Origin of the sequence: Streptomyces sparsogenes subsp. cuspidosporus, from assembly GCF_039532705.1 — a bacterium.
In the GTDB taxonomy this organism is placed as follows: domain Bacteria; phylum Actinomycetota; class Actinomycetes; order Streptomycetales; family Streptomycetaceae; genus Streptomyces; species Streptomyces sparsogenes.
Genome location: NZ_BAAASD010000003.1, coordinates 28126 through 45339, shown reverse-complemented (window position 1 = coordinate 45339; position 17214 = coordinate 28126). Strand labels below are relative to the sequence as shown.

17 protein-coding genes are annotated in these 17214 nt (G+C 73.6%); 9 read left to right on the top strand and 8 right to left on the bottom strand.

All coding sequences use genetic code 11. From position 1 onward, the window contains the following. Positions 1–104 precede the first annotated feature (104 nt). Together ABFY07_RS04495 and ABFY07_RS04490 are read left to right on the top strand one after the other, a co-directional pair. The gene (locus ABFY07_RS04495) at positions 105–773 is read left to right on the top strand and encodes a TetR/AcrR family transcriptional regulator (RefSeq protein WP_346173168.1); all 669 of its coding nucleotides are present in this window, start codon (positions 105–107) and stop codon (positions 771–773) included. 255 nt (positions 774–1028) lie between these two features. Next, positions 1029–2537 carry an MFS transporter gene (locus tag ABFY07_RS04490; RefSeq protein WP_346173167.1) on the top strand — a complete coding sequence of 503 codons (1509 nt, stop codon included), beginning with the start codon at positions 1029–1031 and terminating at the stop codon, positions 2535–2537. 162 nt (positions 2538–2699) lie between these two features. On the opposite strand, the gene ABFY07_RS04485 is transcribed toward ABFY07_RS04490, so the two are convergent. Beyond that, positions 2700–3209: a MarR family winged helix-turn-helix transcriptional regulator gene (locus tag ABFY07_RS04485; RefSeq protein ID WP_428836855.1), complete on the bottom strand. Its 510-nt coding sequence runs from the start codon at positions 3207–3209 to the stop codon at positions 2700–2702. Positions 3210–3310: 101 nt separating this feature from the next. On the opposite strand from ABFY07_RS04485, the gene ABFY07_RS04480 reads away from it, so the two are divergent. Then, entirely contained in the window at positions 3311–4108 is a 798-nt protein-coding gene (locus ABFY07_RS04480; protein ID WP_346173165.1) for a dioxygenase family protein, read from the top strand. A gap of 38 nt (positions 4109–4146) precedes the next feature. On the opposite strand, the gene ABFY07_RS04475 is transcribed toward ABFY07_RS04480, so the two are convergent. Both ABFY07_RS04475 and ABFY07_RS04470 read right to left on the bottom strand, forming a co-directional pair. Then, a complete protein-coding gene (locus tag ABFY07_RS04475; RefSeq protein WP_346173164.1) occupies positions 4147–5274 on the bottom strand; it encodes a questin oxidase family protein in 1128 nt (375 codons plus the stop codon). Between the two features lie 197 nt (positions 5275–5471). After that, the gene (locus ABFY07_RS04470) at positions 5472–5942 is read right to left on the bottom strand and encodes a hypothetical protein (RefSeq protein WP_346173163.1); all 471 of its coding nucleotides are present in this window, start codon (positions 5940–5942) and stop codon (positions 5472–5474) included. A 496-nt stretch (positions 5943–6438) separates the two neighbouring features. On the opposite strand from ABFY07_RS04470, the gene ABFY07_RS04465 reads away from it, so the two are divergent. Then, positions 6439–7440, top strand: coding sequence for a sigma-70 family RNA polymerase sigma factor (locus ABFY07_RS04465; protein WP_065963446.1), 1002 nt, complete (start codon positions 6439–6441; stop codon positions 7438–7440). A 194-nt stretch (positions 7441–7634) separates the two neighbouring features. Here ABFY07_RS04465 and ABFY07_RS04460 read toward each other — a convergent pair whose 3' ends face one another. Further along, on the bottom strand, positions 7635–8372 hold the full coding sequence (locus ABFY07_RS04460) for an SDR family NAD(P)-dependent oxidoreductase (protein WP_346173162.1): 738 nt from the start codon (positions 8370–8372) through the stop codon (positions 7635–7637). A 302-nt stretch (positions 8373–8674) separates the two neighbouring features. Between ABFY07_RS04460 and ABFY07_RS04455 the strand changes: the two genes are divergently transcribed. From ABFY07_RS04455 to ABFY07_RS04445, 3 genes are all read left to right on the top strand, one after another. After that, positions 8675–9436 carry a DeoR/GlpR family DNA-binding transcription regulator gene (locus ABFY07_RS04455; protein WP_065963450.1) on the top strand — a complete coding sequence of 254 codons (762 nt, stop codon included), beginning with the start codon at positions 8675–8677 and terminating at the stop codon, positions 9434–9436. Then, entirely contained in the window at positions 9433–10377 is a 945-nt protein-coding gene (pfkB, locus tag ABFY07_RS04450; protein WP_065963452.1) for a 1-phosphofructokinase, read from the top strand. Before ABFY07_RS04455 ends, pfkB begins: the two co-directional genes overlap by 4 nt. Positions 10378–10462: 85 nt before the next feature. Next, positions 10463–12637 carry a PTS fructose transporter subunit IIABC gene (locus ABFY07_RS04445; RefSeq protein WP_346173161.1) on the top strand — a complete coding sequence of 725 codons (2175 nt, stop codon included), beginning with the start codon at positions 10463–10465 and terminating at the stop codon, positions 12635–12637. 140 nt (positions 12638–12777) lie between these two features. Here ABFY07_RS04445 and ABFY07_RS04440 read toward each other — a convergent pair whose 3' ends face one another. Both ABFY07_RS04440 and ABFY07_RS04435 read right to left on the bottom strand, forming a co-directional pair. Next, positions 12778–13839, bottom strand: coding sequence for an FAD-dependent oxidoreductase (locus tag ABFY07_RS04440; protein WP_346173160.1), 1062 nt, complete (start codon positions 13837–13839; stop codon positions 12778–12780). Between the two features lie 96 nt (positions 13840–13935). Then, entirely contained in the window at positions 13936–15072 is a 1137-nt protein-coding gene (locus ABFY07_RS04435) for a P1 family peptidase (protein ID WP_346173433.1), read from the bottom strand. Positions 15073–15276: 204 nt separating this feature from the next. Here ABFY07_RS04435 and ABFY07_RS04430 point away from each other — a divergent pair, with 204 nt between their 5' ends. Beyond that, entirely contained in the window at positions 15277–15819 is a 543-nt protein-coding gene (locus ABFY07_RS04430) for an AMP-binding protein (protein ID WP_346173159.1), read from the top strand. A gap of 3 nt (positions 15820–15822) precedes the next feature. Then, the gene (locus ABFY07_RS04425) at positions 15823–16011 is read left to right on the top strand and encodes a hypothetical protein (RefSeq protein ID WP_346173158.1); all 189 of its coding nucleotides are present in this window, start codon (positions 15823–15825) and stop codon (positions 16009–16011) included. A gap of 67 nt (positions 16012–16078) precedes the next feature. On the opposite strand, the gene mscL is transcribed toward ABFY07_RS04425, so the two are convergent. Then, positions 16079–16555, bottom strand: a complete 477-nt coding sequence (gene mscL / locus ABFY07_RS04420; protein ID WP_076970825.1) for a large conductance mechanosensitive channel protein MscL — start codon at positions 16553–16555, stop codon at positions 16079–16081. Between the two features lie 57 nt (positions 16556–16612). After that, complete coding sequence (locus ABFY07_RS04415; RefSeq protein WP_346173157.1) at positions 16613–17185, bottom strand: RcpC/CpaB family pilus assembly protein; 573 nt, start codon at positions 17183–17185, stop codon at positions 16613–16615. Positions 17186–17214: the final 29 nt, after the last annotated feature.

Below are 17214 nucleotides of genomic sequence, written 5' to 3'. Positions count from 1 at the left end.
CGAAACGGGGACCGACTCCCCGGAAACGTTGAAGACCGAATCATCGCCGGCGGCAACGCCGCAGTGCCGCAGTGCCGAGCCGCAGTGCCGAAAGGAGCGCCGCCGTGGGAACGACCACCGCCCAGCAGCAGTCCGCTGCCCAGCAGCCCGCGCGCCCCAGGCTGCGCGCCGATGCCCTGCGCAACAGGGAGCGGATCGTCGCGGCCGCCCGCGAGGTGCTCGTCGAGCACGGCGCGGACGTCTCGCTCGATGAAATCGCTCGACGCGCGGGGGTCGGCAATGCCACCCTTTACCGGCACTTCGCGGACCGCCGGGAGTTGGTGCACCACGTCACCGTGTCGGTGATGGAGCGCATCGCCGACCAGGCCGAGGCCGCCCTGGCGGAAGAGCCCGACGCCTTCTCGGCGCTGCGGCGCTTCGTCCACGCGGCGGCCGACGAGCGGGTCGGCGCGCTGTGTCCACTGCTTTCCGACGGTTGGATCGACAAGGAGCACTCTGACCACATCGCCGCGCGCACCCGCCTGGAGGACGCCATAGGCGCCCTGATGGCAGCGGGGCGCGACTCGGGCCAGCTGCGCGCCGACATAGACGTCGGCGATCTGATGGTCGCCCTGACCCAGCTCACCAGGCCGCTGCCCGGCGGCGCCTGCGTGAACTTCCACCTCTTCGTGCACCGGCACCTGCAGTTGTTCCTCGACGGACTGGCTGCCCCGGCGCGCTCCGCCCTGCCCGGCTCCGCGGCCACTTTGGAGGATCTGAAGCGTCGTCCGTGACGCACATCTCACGGCGTCCGGTCACCTGGATCGATTACTTCTCGCTCGCTCGCCAGTCTTCTCGTCGTCAGCAACGGCTCGTGGCGTGGTTGCCCACGTCACATACCGTGCGCGTCACATTCCGGCGCGCCGCTCCGTCGTTTGTTGTGACGCAGGTTTCAAACGTCCCGTATTTCACCGTCCCGTAGCTCATTTCACCGTCCCGTAGCCCACCGTTCCGTTTTTCACTCTCCGCACCAGTAGGTAGGCCCCTCCATGCCTGAAACGGCACAGAACGTCGATCCCCGGCGCTGGAAAGCGCTGATATTCATCGCCCTCGCCCAGCTGATGGTCGTGCTCGACGCGACCATCGTGAACATCGCGCTGCCCTCCGCCCAGAAGGCGCTGGACATCTCCGACGGCAACAAGCAGTGGGTCATCACGGCCTACGCGCTGGCCTTTGGTGGGCTGCTGCTCTTCGGCGGACGCCTCGCCGACCTGTGGGGCCGCAAGCAGACCTTCGTGGTCGGCCTGGTCGGCTTCGCGGCCGCCTCGGCGCTCGGCGGCGCCGCGCTGAACTCGCCCATGCTGATGGGCGCCCGTGCGCTGCAGGGCATCTTCGGCGCGCTGCTCGCCCCGTCGGCGCTCTCGCTGCTGGCCGTGACGTTCACCGACGCCAAGGAGCGCGCCAAGGCGTTCGGCATCTTCGGTGCCATCGCCGGTGGTGGTGGCGCCGTCGGTCTGATCCTCGGCGGTGTGCTGACCGAGTACATGAACTGGCGCTGGACGTTCTTCGTCAACATCCCCTTCGCCGTCGTCGCCGCGGTCGGCGCGATCGCCGTGATCCGCGAGCCCGCCGAGAGCCGCAACCCGTCCAAGCTCGACATCCCCGGCGTCCTGCTGGCCACGCTGGGCCTGGTCTCGCTGGTCTACGGCTTCACCCGCGCCGAGAGCGACGGGTGGACCGCGGGTCTGACCGTCGGCCTGTTCGTCGCGGCCGTCGTGCTGCTGGCCGCCTTCGCGGCCGTCGAGTCCCGGGTCAAGGCGCCGCTGCTGCCGCTGCGCGTGGTCACCAACCGCAACCGCGGCGGGGTCTACCTGGCGCTGGGTCTGGCCGTCATCGGCATGTTCGGTCTGTTCCTGTTCCTCACCTACTACATGCAGATGGTGAAGGGCTACAGCCCGGTCAAGACCGGCCTGGCCTTCCTGCCGATGATCGTCGGCATGATCACCGGCTCGACGCAGATCGGCACCCGGCTGATGACCCGGATCCCGGCCCGGATGCTGATGGGCCCAGGCTTCCTGGTCGCCGCGGTCGGCATGCTGCTGCTGACCCAGATCGACCTGGACACCTCGTACCCGCTCCTGATCCTGCCGGCGTTCCTGCTGCTGGGCCTCGGCATGGGTACGGCGTTCATGCCGGCGATGAGCCTGGCCACGTATGGCGTGCAGCCGCGTGACGCGGGTGTCGCCTCCGCGATGGTCAACACCTCGCAGCAGGTCGGCGGCGCGATCGGCACCGCGCTGCTGAACACCATCGCCACCAGCGCCGGGCAGGAGTACGGCAAGACCCACGCGGCCACGGCGAAGTCGCCCGAGCTGCTGCTGGTGCAGTCGCAGGTGCACGGCTACACCGCCGCCATCTGGTGGGCGGTCGGCATCCTGGTGGTCGCCGCGGCCCTCGCCATGGCCTTCGTCAACGCCGGACGGCAGGACGGCGGCCCGGCGGCCACGGGCTCCGGCGAGGGCGCGGCCGAGGACGCGATCCCGGACATGGCGCACTGAGACGGGCCGCCGCGGGGGTTCTCCAGCGGTAACGGACGGAAGGCCCCGCTCCGGGAGGAGCGGGGCCTTCCGTCGTTGTGCGCACGTGGCCCTTCTGTGTCCGCCATGGACCTTCGGCACCGCGGTCGCCGGTGTTCGCCGGTGGCCTCGCCGTTGTGCGGTTCAGCGGAGCCAGGGCAGGTCGGCGCCCTCCGGCTGCAGACCGTCCGCGATGATGCGGCAGATGTCCCCGAACTGGCCGACCTGCTCCGGGGTCAGGCGGTCGAATATCGCCGCGCGCACCGCCTCGACATGGCCGGGCGCGGCCTTCTTCAGCACCTCGAAGCCCTCGTCCGTCAGAACGGCGTTCTGGCCGCGCTTGTCGGAGGGGCAGTCCTCGCGGCGTACCCAGCCGTTCTTCTCAAGACGGGTGATGGCGTGCGAGAGGCGGGAGCGGGTGATCTTCGCGGCCTCGGCCAGCTCGGTCATCCGCAGCCGGTGGCGGGGCGCCCAGGAGAGCTTCACCAGCAGGCCGTAGTACACGTGCGGCATGCCCGCGTCGCGCTGCAGCTGACGGTCGAGGTGGTCTTCGAGCAGCATGCTCGCCTGGATGTAGGCCTGCCAGGCGTGCTGCTCGTCATCGGTCAGCCAACGGGGTTCTTCGACGTCTGCGGGTGTCTTCATCGCTTCCACAAGTCCATTGTAGGAGCCATTTCTTGAACTTTAAACTAGTAAGCCGCTAGAGTGGTCACGTCCATATTATTGAGACTTCAAGCTCTGTCCCGGGAGCCGCCATGTCCGCCGCCACCTCGCCCGCGTCCGGTGGGCGCATGCCCGCCCTCTACCTCAGCCACGGCGCCCCGCCGCTCGCCGACGACCCCGTCTGGCCCGGTCAGCTCGCCGCCTGGTCGGCCGGGCTGCCCCGGCCGACCGCGATCCTGATGGTCTCCGCCCACTGGGAGGAGGCGCCGCTGGCCCTCGGGGCCACCCGGACCGTGCCGCTGGTGTACGACTTCTGGGGCTTCCCCGAGCACTACTACCGGGTGCGGTACGACGCCCCCGGCGCGCCCGAGCTCGCCGAACGGGTCCGCAAGACGCTGCGCACGGCGGGCACGCCCGTCCAGGACATACCGGACCGCGGCCTGGACCACGGCGCATACGTCCCGCTCGTCGAGATGTACCCGGACGCCGACATCCCCGTCCTCCAGGTGTCCATGCCGACCCTCGACCCCAGCGAGCTGATGGCCATCGGCCGCAAGCTCGCCCCGCTGCGGGACGAGGGCGTGCTGATCGTCGGCAGCGGCTTCTTCACCCACAACCTGGCCGCGCTGCGGAACGCGGGGCCGACCCCGCCCGGCTGGTCGACCGAGTTCGACGACTGGGGGCGGCGGGCGCTGGACGCGCGGGACGTCGACGCGCTGCTGGACTTCGAGCACAAGTCCCCGGCGGGCCGCCTGGCCCACCCGCGCACCGAGCACTTCGCGCCGCTGTTCGTCACCCTGGGCGCGGCCGAGTCCGACCTCGGCAGCCAGCGGAGCGTCATCGACGGCTTCTGGATGGGGCTGGCCAAGCGGTCCGTGCAGTTCGGGTGACGGGTGCGCGGGGCGCGCGGGGGTGCGCCGGGCCCCGGTCAGGCAATCGGCTCGATGAGCGCGCACCCCTGAAGGGCCGCGGCCAGGGCGAGGTCGTCGCCCGCTTCCCGCATCGCCGCGACGTCGAGCACGGTGTCGGTCAGCTTGATCGCGTGCTCGTCGCCGTGCGCGGCCGCGCGGGCGAAGACCTCCTCGGCCCGCTCGGCCGGCGTCGCCCCGGCCGGAACGGAAGGCAGCCCGCCGGGCGGGAGGGGCGCGGGCGGGCCGTACGCGGCCAGCACCGCCGCGCTCGCCGCCCACGCCGCGTCCAGGCTCGGCGCCCACAGCTCGCGGGGCAGTGCGGGCAGGGTGCGCAGCACGGCGTTGGGCGCGGTCACGGCGTGGACCATCATGACCGGCTCGCCGTGGCCGTGGGTGGCGTAGCGGTGGGCGGCCGCCCGTACGAGCTCGGCCAGCAGCGCGCGCGCCTCGTCCGCGCCGAGGGCCCCGGGCGCGGGGGCGGGCCAGACAGGGAAGGCGGCGAGCTGGGCCAGGCGGGCGCGGATGCCGCCGCTCTGGTCCGCGACGCGCGGCACGGCGGCCAACGCGTCGGCGGCGGTGTGCGGGACGGGCCCCGGCAGCCGGTCGAGCGGGGGCAGCGGGGCGTGGCGGGCGGCCCAGTAGCCGAGGGCATGCGCCAGCTCGTGGGTGCGGGGCCCGGGCGCGGGTTCGGCGGCGCCGGGCGGCCCGGCCGGGGCGTCCCCGGCGCCGGTCGCGGGGCGGGTGCCCCCGAGGAGGGTGCGTACGGCGTGGCCGACGCGGATCACCGGATGCGTGGCCCCGCCGGCGATCCCCGGCAGCAGCCGCGGCCACCACTGGGCGAGGACCTCGCGCCAGGGGTGGTCGGCGAGCTCGCGGGTGAAGTACGCGGTCCAGTCGGCGATCCGGCGCGGGTCTCCGAGGGCCTCGGGCCAGTTCCGGTCGGTGACGGTGGCGTAGGGGCTCGGCATGTCCTCGAGCTTGTCGGAGTACAGGTCGAGCCAGCGGTGCACCGAGGGGCCTTGCCCGTGCCGGACCAGGGCCTCGACGGCCATCGGGGCGTGGTTGCTCAGCCAGCCGCCGCGCTCGGGGCCCGCGGCGTGCAGCCGTTCCAGTGCTTCGTCGAGAGTGCCGCTCGTGTCGTCCATGCGAGCCACGCTAGGGAGGGTCGCCGCCTGGCGGAACGGTCCGGCGATGTACCGGCGCGGGGCCCGGGGACCTACGCCGCGCGGCCCGGGCCTGTGGACCCAGGAGCGCTCGCGAGCGGCTCCGGGCCGCCCCGGCCGTGGGAATGCGGGCTCTCAGTGGCCTCAGCGCCTCTCCCGCCTCAGCAGCCTCGGCGGTCTCAGTCGCCTCGGGCGCCTCGGTCGTCGGTCTGGGTGCGGGTGTGGGTGTGGAACACGTAGAAGGACGCGGCGTACATGCCCAGTCCTCCGGCCAGGCCCATGATCGAGGAGCGGAACACGGCGTGCTCGCTCAGGCTGTACAGGAAGCCGAAGGCGCAGCCGAAGAACGCCCCGTACGCGGCCGCCCGCAGCTCCGGCATCAGCGCGGGCCCGAACCTGCCGATGAGATAGCAGAGCGTCCCGGCCACTACGGCGGCCACCGCGCCGAGCAGCCCGGCCCAGCCCACGGGGGTCCCCTCGTTGTGGGTGATGAACATCGCCCACCCGCCGAAGAGGACGCCCAGGACGACCGGGACCACCCAGGACGCGGAGGGGTGCGGCCGGGCCCGGACGTGGGGGTGGGGGAGGCGTAGGTGCGGGTGGTGGCGGTGACGCGCCGGAGCGGCGGTGGGGGCGGTGGGGGCGTTCATGGCGGGGTCTCCTTCCTCGGTGCCCTGACCTCTCCCTGTCCAGCGCACACCTGGGCGACGGCCCCGGCAACTCGGTCAGCCCCCCGGCGCCTGCCCGGACCGGGCCCGGCGCGCGCCCGCGCAACCAGAATCCGGCCAGGGACGTCTTCGGGGGTGAGAGCAACCGCGGGCGCCACCGTCCGACGGAGGACGGTCCGGATCGGGGGTGATGGCCGTGGCTCGGACCGCGGGGCCCCGAGCGGGGTTCGAAGCGGGGACCGAATGGGTCGTCGGCACGGGCCGGTGGGCCGCCCTCGGCACCCGTCCTGACCTGCACTTCTGGGTGTTATGAGAGCAAAACGACACCGTGTGCCGGGACAGGGTACTGCATGATCGCGAAAACGTGTGCGAGGCATGGGAATTCTGTCCGGATTCCAGTCGTTGTTTCCATCGGACGGGGCACCCGGCAGGAAGACCGTCCATAGTCCGCGCCCGATCCATCTGTAAGGGAGCACGCATGGCAACCCGTGCCGTCGCCCGCAATCAGGCCACCGGCAGTGGCGCTGATGGGGCCAACAGTGTTCGCGCCACAGGCGGGGAGATCGCCGATCGCGACCTGGTCGGCATGTATCTCGACGAGATCGCTCGCACCCCGCTGCTCGACGCGGCCAAGGAGGTCGAGCTGTCTCAGGCAATCGAAGCGGGTGTCTATGCCCAGCAGATCCTGGACGGTGAGATCGAGGACGCCCCGGCGGCCGGCGCGAGCCGTGCGGAGCTGGAGGCGATAGCCGCTGAGGGCGCCCGCGCCAAGGACGTCTTCATCCGCTCCAACCTGCGCCTGGTCGTGGCCGTCGCGCGCCGGTACCCGCGCAGCGGGCTGCCCCTCCTCGACCTGATCCAGGAGGGAAACGCAGGCCTGGTCCGCGCGGTGGAGAAGTTCGACTACACGAAGGGCTTCAAGTTCTCGACGTACGCCACGTGGTGGATCCGCCAGGCCATCACGCGCTCGATCGCCGACCAGTCCCGGACCATCCGGCTGCCCGTCCACCTGGTCGAGGAGCTGGGCCGGATCCGTCGAGTGCAGCGCGAGTTCAACCGTGAGCACGGCCGTGAGCCGGAGCACTCGGAGATTGCCGAGGAGCTCGGCTCGACGACCGAGCGGGTCTCGGATGTGCTCGACTGGGCCCGCGACCCGGTCAGCCTGAACATGTCGGTGGACGACGAGGGCGAGACCCAGTTCGGCGATCTGCTGGAGGACACCTCGGCCGTCTCGCCCGAGCAGTCGGTGATGACGCTGCTGCGCAGCGAGGAGCTGGAGGGCCTGATCGGCCGGCTCGACGACCGCACCGCGTCCATCATCAAGGCCCGGTACGGCATCGAGGACGGGCGGGAGCGCACGCTCACCGAGGTCGGCAAGCAGCACGGCCTCACGCGCGAGCGGATCCGCCAGATCGAGAAGCACGCGCTGCTCGAGCTGAAGAAGATGGCGCGCCAGACCGGCTTCGACGAGGCCGCCTGACCCGACGTCCCCCTACTCACCTGTCCCTTGTTCTCACGCACAGCTGATTCTGAGCGGCAGTTGATTTCATGGCCGCGTCACAGACCGAGCCCCGGCGCTCTTCCCCCCCAGCGCCGGGGCTCGCCCTTGCTCGTCGGCCGGCTCAGCCGGCTGGGGGCTCAGCCGGCTGAGGGCGCCGAGGCGACTGGTCGGGCTCAGACGGCGAAGCCGCCGTCCACCGCGATCGACGCCCCGGTGATGTACCGGCCGCGGTCCCCGGCGAGGTGGGACACCGTCGCCGCGATCTCCGCCGGCCGGCCGTAGCGGCCGAGCGCGGTGAGCCCGCTCTGCATGGGGGCGCTCTCCCCGTCGGCGGGGTTCATGTCGGTGTCCACGGGGCCGGGGTGGACGAGGTTGACGGTGATGCCGCGCGGGCCGAGCTCGCGGGCCAGCGCCTTGGTCAGACCGGTCAGGGCGGACTTGCTCATCGAGTACAGCGAGCCGCCGGGGAAGGCGACGCGCTCGGCCATGCAGCTGCCGATGTTGATGATGCGCCCGCCCTCGCCCAGGTGGTGGGCGGCGGCCTGGGCGGCGAGGAAGGGCGCGCGGACGTTGACGGCGAGGACGCGGTCCACGTCCTCCAGCGTCAGGTCGCCGACCGGGCCGAGGACGCCCGTGCCCGCGTTGTTGACCAGGATGTCGAGCCGCCCGAACTCGGCGGCGGCCCCGGCGACGGCCTCGCGCACCGCCTCCGGGTCCGCGCTGTCGGCCTGGACGGCCCACGCCCGGCGGCCCAGGGCCTTGATCCGGTCGACGACGGACGCCGCCCGCTCCTTGTTGCTGTGGTAGGTCAGGGCGACATCGGCGCCCTCCTCGGCGAGTCCGAGCGCCACCGCCTCACCGATGCCCCGGCTGCCGCCGGTGACCAGTGCCGCCTTGCCGTCGAGTGTCATGGATGTCCCTTGCTGTGTGATCGAGTGTGTCGTGGTGTCCTCTGTGCGATCCGGGACGTTTCGTGTCGTCCTCGAGGACATGCCTCGATCCTCGTGGGAAGGGAGCGCGGATTCCGGCGGCAATCGGACATCGCGCTGAGCCCTCGGGGCAGGGCCGCCGGTGATGCCCGATCGGGTCCGACTGTGACCCGGGCGTGTCCGTACGGGATTGTTTCTTGCCCGAGTCTGTTTACTTCCCGGCATCGGGGACGTAATCTGGCCGCGAAATCACAGGTTCGGGCATAGAAGGGGCGTAAACCCACATGTACGCACCGGAGCGGCAGCAGGAGATTCTCCGGCTCGCCCGCGAGAGCGGGCGAGTGGACGTGCTGTCCCTCGCCGAGGAGTTCCAGGTCACCGCCGAGACGGTGCGGCGCGACCTGCGGGCGCTCGACCGGGCGGGCCTGGTCCGCCGCGTGCACGGGGGTGCCATCCCGGCCGGCCGACTCGACTTCGAACCCGACCTCGCCGAGCGCGAGAGCACCGCGGCCGACGAGAAGGACCGCATCGCCCGCGCCGCCGTCGCCGAGCTGCCCGCCGACGGCAGCGTGATCATCGACGCGGGCTCGACCGCGGCCCGGCTCGCCGCCGCGGTCCCGCTGGAGGCCGACCTCACCGTCGTCACCCACGCGCTGCCGATCGCCGCCCGGCTCGCCGACCACCCCGGCATCGCCCTCCACCTCGTCGGCGGCCGGGTCCGCCACCGCACCCGCGCCGCCGTGGACGCGTGGGCGCTGCGCGGCTACAGCGAGATCAAGGCCGATGTCGTCTTCCTCGCCACCAACGGCTTCTCGCTCGACGGCGGCCTGACCACCCCCGACCTCGCGGAGGCCGCCGTCAAGCGCGCCATCATCGCCGCCGCCCGCCGGGTCGTCCTCCTCGCCGACTCCTCCAAGTTCGGCCAGGAGCACTTCGCCCGGTTCGGCGACCTCGGCCACGTCGATCTCCTCATCACCGACACCGGGCTCAGCCCACAGGACGCCCTCGCCATCGAGCGGCAGGGCACGGAAGTAGCACGCGCATGATCCTCACCGTCACCCCCAACCCCAGCCTGGACCGTACGTACGAGATCCCGGCCCTGGAGCGCGGCGCCGTGCTGCGCGCCGCGGCCGACCGGGTCGACCCCGGGGGCAAGGGCGTCAATGTCTCGCGGGCCGTGGCCGCCGCCGGGCACCGCACGGTCGCCGTGCTGCCGCTGGGCGGACCCGAGGGCGCGCTGCTGGCGCGGCTGCTCGGCGACCTGGGGATCGAGGCCGCGGGTGTCCCCGTCCAGGGCTCGACCCGAATCAACATCTCCGTGGCCGAACCCGACGGCACCCTCACCAAGATCAACGCGGCTGGTCCCGAGCTGACCGCCGCCGAGGCGGAGGCGCTGCTGGAGGCCGTACGGACACAGTCGGCCGACGCCGACTGGATCGCCTGCTGCGGCAGCCTGCCGCGCGGGCTCGCCCCCGAGTGGTACGCCGAGCTGGTGGCCCGGGCCCACCGCGCCGGCGCCCGGATCGCCCTGGACACCTCCGGCCCCTCCCTCACGGCGGCCCTGCGCGAGCGCCCCGACGTCGTCAAGCCGAACGCCGAGGAGCTGGCCCAGGCCGTGGGCCGCCCGCTGGCCACGGTCGGCGACGCGGTCAAGGCGGCCGAGGAGCTGCGGGCGCTGGGCGCCCGCGCCGTCCTGGCCAGCCTCGGCGCGGACGGCCAGCTGCTGGTCGACGAGACGGGCGCCTACTTCGGCGCCGCCCCGGTCGCCGCCGTCCGCAGTAATGTCGGTGCGGGCGACGCTTCCCTCGCCGGATTCCTCGCGGCGGGCGGCCTCGGGCCGGCCGCCCTCGCCTCGGCCGTGGCGCATGGCGCGGCCGCCGTACAACTGCCGGGGAGCGTCATGCCCACCCCGGCCGACCTGGACCCGTCCGCCGTCACCACGACCGCGGACGTCCCGCTGGACCGCGCCCTCACGGAGCCCGCGTGACCAGCCCGACCCCCTCCCACCCCCCTGTCCCCACTCCGCCCGCCCGCCTTCCCCAGGGCGGCGCCGCACGCAAGGGAGCCGCGAGATGAGTGAGCTGATCACCGCGGACCTGGTCGACCTGGACCTGTCCGCCGACACCAAGGAAGCGGCCGCCAGGTCGCTCGCCGAACGCATGGTCGCGGCCGGCCGCGTCACGGACCTCGACGGCTTCCTCGCCGACGTGGCGGCCCGTGAGGCGCAGATGCCGACCGGGCTCGACGGCGGCATCGGCATACCCCACTGCCGCAGCGAGCACGTCACCGAGCCGACGCTGGCCTTCGGGCGCAGCGCCGCGCGCATCGACTTCGGCGCCCCGGACGGGCCGGCCGACCTGATCTTCCTGATCGCCGCCCCGGCCGGCGCGGACAGCGATCACCTGACCATCCTGTCCGGCCTGGCGCGCCGGCTGATGAGCGCCGAGTTCACCGGCGCGCTGCGGTCGGCCGACGACCCGGGCCGGGTGGCCGCCCTGATCCGCGGCGACCAGCCGGAGCCGTCGGCGGCCGCCGCCGGGACCGAGGCGGGCGCCGAGCCGACGGCGGGAGAGGGGGCCGAGCCCGCTGCCCGGCCTCTCGCCGCGGAGCCTCTCGCCCCGAAGCCTGCCGCCGCCCGGACCGCCGAGGCCAAGGTCGCCGAGGCCGCCGAGGCCGTCTCAGGCGAGGGAGCCGGCGCCGGGTCCCAGGCCGCCACGTCCGCGCCCTTCCGGGTCGTGGCCGTCACCTCCTGCCCCACCGGCATCGCCCACACCTATATGGCAGCCGAGTCGCTGGAGAACGCCGCTCGGGAGGCCGGGGTCGAGCTGGTGGTCGAGACCCAGGGCTCCGCCGGGTTCGACAAGCTGCCACCCGCCACCATCGCCGCCGCCGACGCGGTGATCTTCGCCCATGACGTGGAGGTGCGGGAGAAGGCGCGGTTCGCGGGGAAGCCCACCGTCGACGTCGGCGTGAAGGCGGGCATCAACCGCCCGGCCGAACTGATCGCCGAGGTGCGCCAGAAGGCCGCGCGCGGCGAGATCAGCGCCCCGGCCGCCGCCGCGGACGCAGACCGCTCGGCGCCCATGGACCGGGCCGGTGAGCCCGGCGACCGCTTCGGCACCCGGCTGCGCAAGTGGCTGATGACCGGTGTCAGCTACATGGTCCCGTTCGTGGCCGCGGGCGGTCTGCTGATCGCGCTGGCCTTCGCGATCGGCGGCTATGAGATCGCGAGCGCCAAGTCCGTCGCCGACCACTTCATATGGACGGAGAAGGACAGCTGGGCCGCGCTGCTCTTCCAGATCGGCGCGGCGGCGTTCACCTTCCTGGTGCCGGTCCTGGCCGGCTTCATCGCCTACGGCATGGCTGACCGCCCCGGCCTGGTGCCCGGCTTCGTCGGCGGCTACATCGCGACCACCATCAAGGCGGGCTTCCTGGGCGGTCTGGTCGCGGGTCTGATCGCGGGCGCGATCGTGATGGGCATCCAGCGGTTCAAGGTGCCGGCGTCGCTGCGCGGCATCATGCCGGTCGTGGTGATCCCGCTGATCTCCTCGGCGATCGTCGGCTTCCTGATGTTCGTGGTGATCGGCAAGCCCATCGCCTCCGCGCAGGAGGCCATGACCGACTGGCTCAACGGCCTCTCCGGGACGAACGCCATCATGCTCGGCGTCCTCCTCGGCCTGATGATGTGCTTCGACCTGGGCGGCCCGGTCAACAAGGTCGCGTACGCCTTCGCGACCGGCGGCATCACGGTGGCGAACCCCAGCAACGGCAGCCTCAAGATCATGGCGGCGGTGATGGCGGCCGGCATGGTTCCGCCGCTGGCGATGGCGCTGGCCACCACCGTCCGCGGGCGGCTGTTCACCAAGACCGAGCGGGAGAACGGCAAGGCGGCCTGGGTGCTGGGCGCCTCCTTCATCAGCGAGGGCGCGATTCCCTTCGCGGCGGCGGACCCGCTGCGCGTGATCCCGTCCTCCATGGTGGGCGGCGCGGTGACCGGCGCGCTGTCGATGACCTTCGACTGCACGCTGCGCGCCCCCCACGGCGGCATCTTCGTGGTCCCGCTGATCGGCCAGCCGTTCCTCTACCTGCTGGCCATCGTGGCGGGCACGGTGGTCTCGGCCGGTCTGGTGATCGTCCTCAAGGGGATGCGCAAGGCGGCCCGGCCCGAGACGGCCGCCCCGGCCGCCGGCGGCGAGACCGCCCCGGGCGGTGCCGGCGGCGAGGCCAAGGTGCCCGCCACCGTCTGACCGCCCCCGCATCCACCACCGGAACCAACAGGAGCACCACCACAACCAGCACCACCACCGCGGCGCTCCGCGGTGCCCCCCGCTCGGCGGTGAGACGGACCGACCCCGTCTCACCGCCGAGTCATGCGCCGGGCGGTACCTCATCCGTCGTCACCTCCGGCCCCGATCCGCGTCGGCAGTCCGCGCGACGCGTAGTAGGCGCCGAGCGCGGCCTCGCTCCCGGACCCCATGGCGGTCGCGATCCGCTGGAAGCGGGCGGAGCGCAGATCGCCCGCCGTGAAGACCCTCGGGTGCTGGCGGGAGGGCGGGCAGTAACCCGAGGCGTCGGCGAAGAGGTCCCCGCCCGGCGCCACCGGGCCGCTGCCGAGGTTGCGGAACAGGCGGTCGCCGGTCAGGGTCCGCCGGCCGCCCTCCACGGTCAGCACCTCGGCCGTGACCGGAGCCCGGGCCGTGACCGGAGCCCGGGCCGTGACCGGAGCCCGGGCCGTGACCGGAGTTCCGGGTGAGGTGGTGGCCCCGGACGGGGGCGGGACGAGAGTCAGGCGACGCACCGGCACCAGCTCGACCCGCGGATCGTCGGCGATCTCCTCGGCCTTGTACGCGTCCCCCGGCGGACAGGCGACGACGAATCGGCTCTCCAGGCCCGGATGAGCCCGCAGATAGGTGCCGAGCGGCCGGTCGGCGCCGAGGACCAGCGCGGTGCGGCCGGCGAGCGCGGCCGGGTCCGCCTCCCACAGCGGGGGCGCCTCCAGGCCCCGGCCACCCTCGATCCATCCGACGTCCTGGGGCCGCAGCGGCCCGACTCCGGTGGCGACCACGGCATACGGAGCGGTCAGCGGCGCGGGCCCGGACGGCAGCGGGCCGGAACCGGTGCTCTTCGCGGGCTCGGTGGTGACCTCGACCCGGTCCTCATGGGCATCGATCCGCACGACCCGCAGGCCGAGCTCCACCCGGCAGAGGTCGCGGTCGGCGACATCGGCCCTGATCGCCGCCGCCAGAGCGGGGCCGGCCGAGAAACCGAGCACATTGCCCACCACCGGGATGCGCTCAAGCACCCGGCACAGCGCATCCTCCGACTCGACGAGCACGGACCGCATCCCGACGCCCGCCGCCATCACCGCGGCGGCGCACCCGGCCGGGCCGCCACCGATGACGATCAGGTCGGCGTCCATCGTGGCGCCAGTCGTGGCGGTGTCTGTCATCGCTGCCTCACATCCCTCGTGCCTCCCCCTTTGTCTCGCTTGTCTCGCTCCCGGGAGTGTTGTTCCGCTGTTCCGCTGCTCGGAGGTCCCGGCTTCTCACCCCTCGGTCCGGTCCGGGCCGTACAGGTCGCGGTACGCGGGGAATACACCTCCCGGCCCGTCCACGCCCTCGGCGGCCAGCACCCCCTCGACCACCGCCCGGGTCAGGACATCCGCCCCGGCGGCCAGCACCTCGTTCAGCGCCCCGGCCTCCAGATGGACCCCGAAAGCCGGGTCCTGACCGCCGTCGGCCCCCTCGGGCACGAGCGGGCGGTCGCCGGTCGACAAGGCGAAGACCGTGTCGCCGTCGGACAGCAGATGCACCGGCCGGACCGCGCGCGCCAAGCCGTCATGCGCCGTGCCCGCGAGCTTGTGGGCCTGGGCGCGGCTGAGCGCCGCGTCCGTGGCGACCACCGCCAGGGTGGTGTTCAGCGGAGGCCGCACCGACGCCGCCGAACGCCGCTCGGACTCGGCCCGCGCGGCGGCCAGCCGGTCCAGCGCCCTGGCGTGCTCCGCCTCCCCGGGGCGGCGGGCCCGGTCCCACTCCCCGTACAGCTCGCCCGTCAGCGGATCGACCACCGAACCCGCCGCGTTGACCGCCGCCAGGGCGGCCACGGTGACCCCCGACGGCAGGACCACACTCGCCGATCCGATGCCGCCCTTGAGGCCCCCCGCCACCGCGCCCGTCCCGGCCCCCACATTGCCCTGGGCGACCGGCGCGCCCACATCCGTGCCGGCCGCGGCCTCGACGGCCGCGCGGCCCAGCGCGGCGTCCGGCCGGGCCCGCCAGTCACCGCCGCGCCCGAGGTCGAACAGCGCGGCGGCCGGCACCACGGGCACCACCTGCGCCGGGTCGGGGCCGACCCGGAAGCCCCGGCCCCGCTCCTCCAACCAGGCGACCACCCCCGAGGCGGCGTCCAGGCCGAACGCGCTGCCGCCGGTCAGCACCACCGCGTCGACACGCTGGACGAGATTGCGCGGGTCGAGGGCGTCGGTCTCGCGGGTGCCGGGCCCGCCGCCCCGGACGTCCACGGCGGCGATCGCCCCTCCTTCCGGGGCCAGCACCACGGTCGTGCCGGTGAGCCGGCCTCCGCCGGTCCGCCGCGCATGGCCGACGCGCAGCCCGGGTACATCAGTCAGGGCATCGACCCGGCCGGGGCGGGCGGGTCGGGGTGTCGTCCGGTCGGTATCCATGGACGCCATGCGTAGCACGGAAGCCCCGGCGGAGGGGCCGCCGTGGCGGGAGCCGCCGAGCGGGAGCGCGGCTGCCGGAAGGCTCGGACGGCGGGGGCTCGGCCGGCGGGCGGGTCCCTCATCAACAGGACGTTCATCAGACGTTGATGGGCCGACGGCAGGCTGTGCGCCATGCCGTTCGCCCGCGTCCGAAGGAAGACCAACGTGCCCCGTATCTCTGCGACGGAGGAGCTCCCGACCCTGGCCGCCGCCACGCGGCAGGGTCCCCGGGTGGCTCTCCGCTGGATCAGTGAGCCGGACCGCGAGCAGGAACTGACGCATGCCGAGCTGCTGGAGCAGGCGGACCGGGCGGCGGCGGCCCTGACCCGGCTCGGCGTGCGCGCGGGGGACCGGGTGGCGGTCCATCTGCCGCTGATACCCGAGTCCGTCATCGCCACGCTCGCCTGCGGCCGGCTCGACGCCGTGCGCTCCACCCTTCCCGTCGGGCTGCGCGCCCCCGAGCTGCGCGACCGGCTGGCGGGGATGGACGTCAAGGTGCTGATCACCGCCGACGGCGACTGGCGGCGCGGGGAGCCGCAGGCGCTCAAGCCGCTGATCGACCGGGCCCTGGCGGGCCGCGCACGGAAACCGAAGGTCCTGGTCGTCCACCGCCTGGCCCGCCCGGTGTCCTGGACCCCGGGCCGGGACCTGTGGTGGCACGAGCAGCTGGGCGCGGCGGGGGACCCGGCCGGTCGGCCGTACTCTTGACGCATGAGCACCGCCCCCGACCCCGGACCCCGCGACCCGTCCGCCGCGCTGATCTTCGACGATCCGCTGGCGCAGCGGTCCTCGGACGACACGGACCGCGGCTGGGGCGAGCGCCAGGCCGGCGGGGACACCGCCGACAGCGCCGCGGATCTGGCCCGCTTCCTCGACGAGAAGCCGCCCCACCACCTCTGACCGTCGCCCTCGCCCTCGACGTCGAGGGCGATGTCGCTGCGGACGCAGGCGCCGGCGCGCGGGGAGCTCAGGTGATCGAGCCGCTGCCGCTGCCGCGCAGCGCGACCAGTTCGTCCCGTATCTCGCGCAGCAGCACGATCTCGGCGCTCTCCGCCTCGGCCTGCTTCTCCTCTTCCCTGCGCTCCTTGGCGGCCTTCCGCGCCAGATAGCGGGACATCGGCAGGACCATCAGGAAGTACACCACCGCCGCCGTGATCAGGAAGGTGAGCACGGCGCTCAGCACGGTCCCCCAGAGGATCGGGATGCCCTTCGTGACCTCGCCAGCCGCGTTGGTCTCGCAGGGGGCCTCCAGGCAGGAGCGGTACTTCTCCAGGTCCTTGGTGCCGAAGGCACCGACGACGGGATTGATCAAGCCCTTCACTATGGAGTTCACCACGCCGGTGAACGCGGCTCCGACCACGACCGCGACAGCCAGATCGATGACGTTGCCACGCATCAGGAAGGCCTTGAAGCCCTCCACGACGCTCTTCTTCTCCTCGCTCAACCCTTTGCCTCTCTCTCGCCGCGCCGGTTGTGGAGCGGTCGGCTCCGCAACCTACGGTCAAGATCGGCACAATGCCACCGCCAACCTGGAGGTGGCCGCCGCGCCGGCCAGGGCCGCCGCGGTCGGACGGGGCACCGCGAGCACCACCAGCGTGCCGTCCAGCCCGCCGTCCACCGCCGCCATCCGCCGGGGCGGCGGCACGGCGGTCACCCGCGCGCCGCGAGCGCCCGTGCGCGCGGTGGCCGGGCCGCCGGACCGACCGGCCGCCGGGGCGGCCAGCACATCCACCCGGTCGCCGGGGCGCAGCAGCCGCACGGCCGCCTCGTCGGCGATCCGGACCGGCGCGGACACCACGGCCGGGGGCCGCTCGCGCCGCCCGCCGTCCGGCGGCGGGGACGCCGCCGGACGCGCGCCTGAGGCGCCGGAGGGCGCGTCGGCGGCCACCGCGGGCGCGGTCATCGCCAGCCCCGCCGCCATCGAGCGCCGGCGCCGCCGTAACGCGCGCCGCAGCCGGTGTCCGCCGCGGCCCACCCGCACCGGCCCGAACCGGGGGACCGCGCCCGTCGGAGGGGTGCGGCGGGACCGCTCGGACCAGGACGGCGCCGAGCGGGCCCGGCCCGCGGGCCACATGGGCGAGGAGCCGGCTGAGGCAGCGGGCG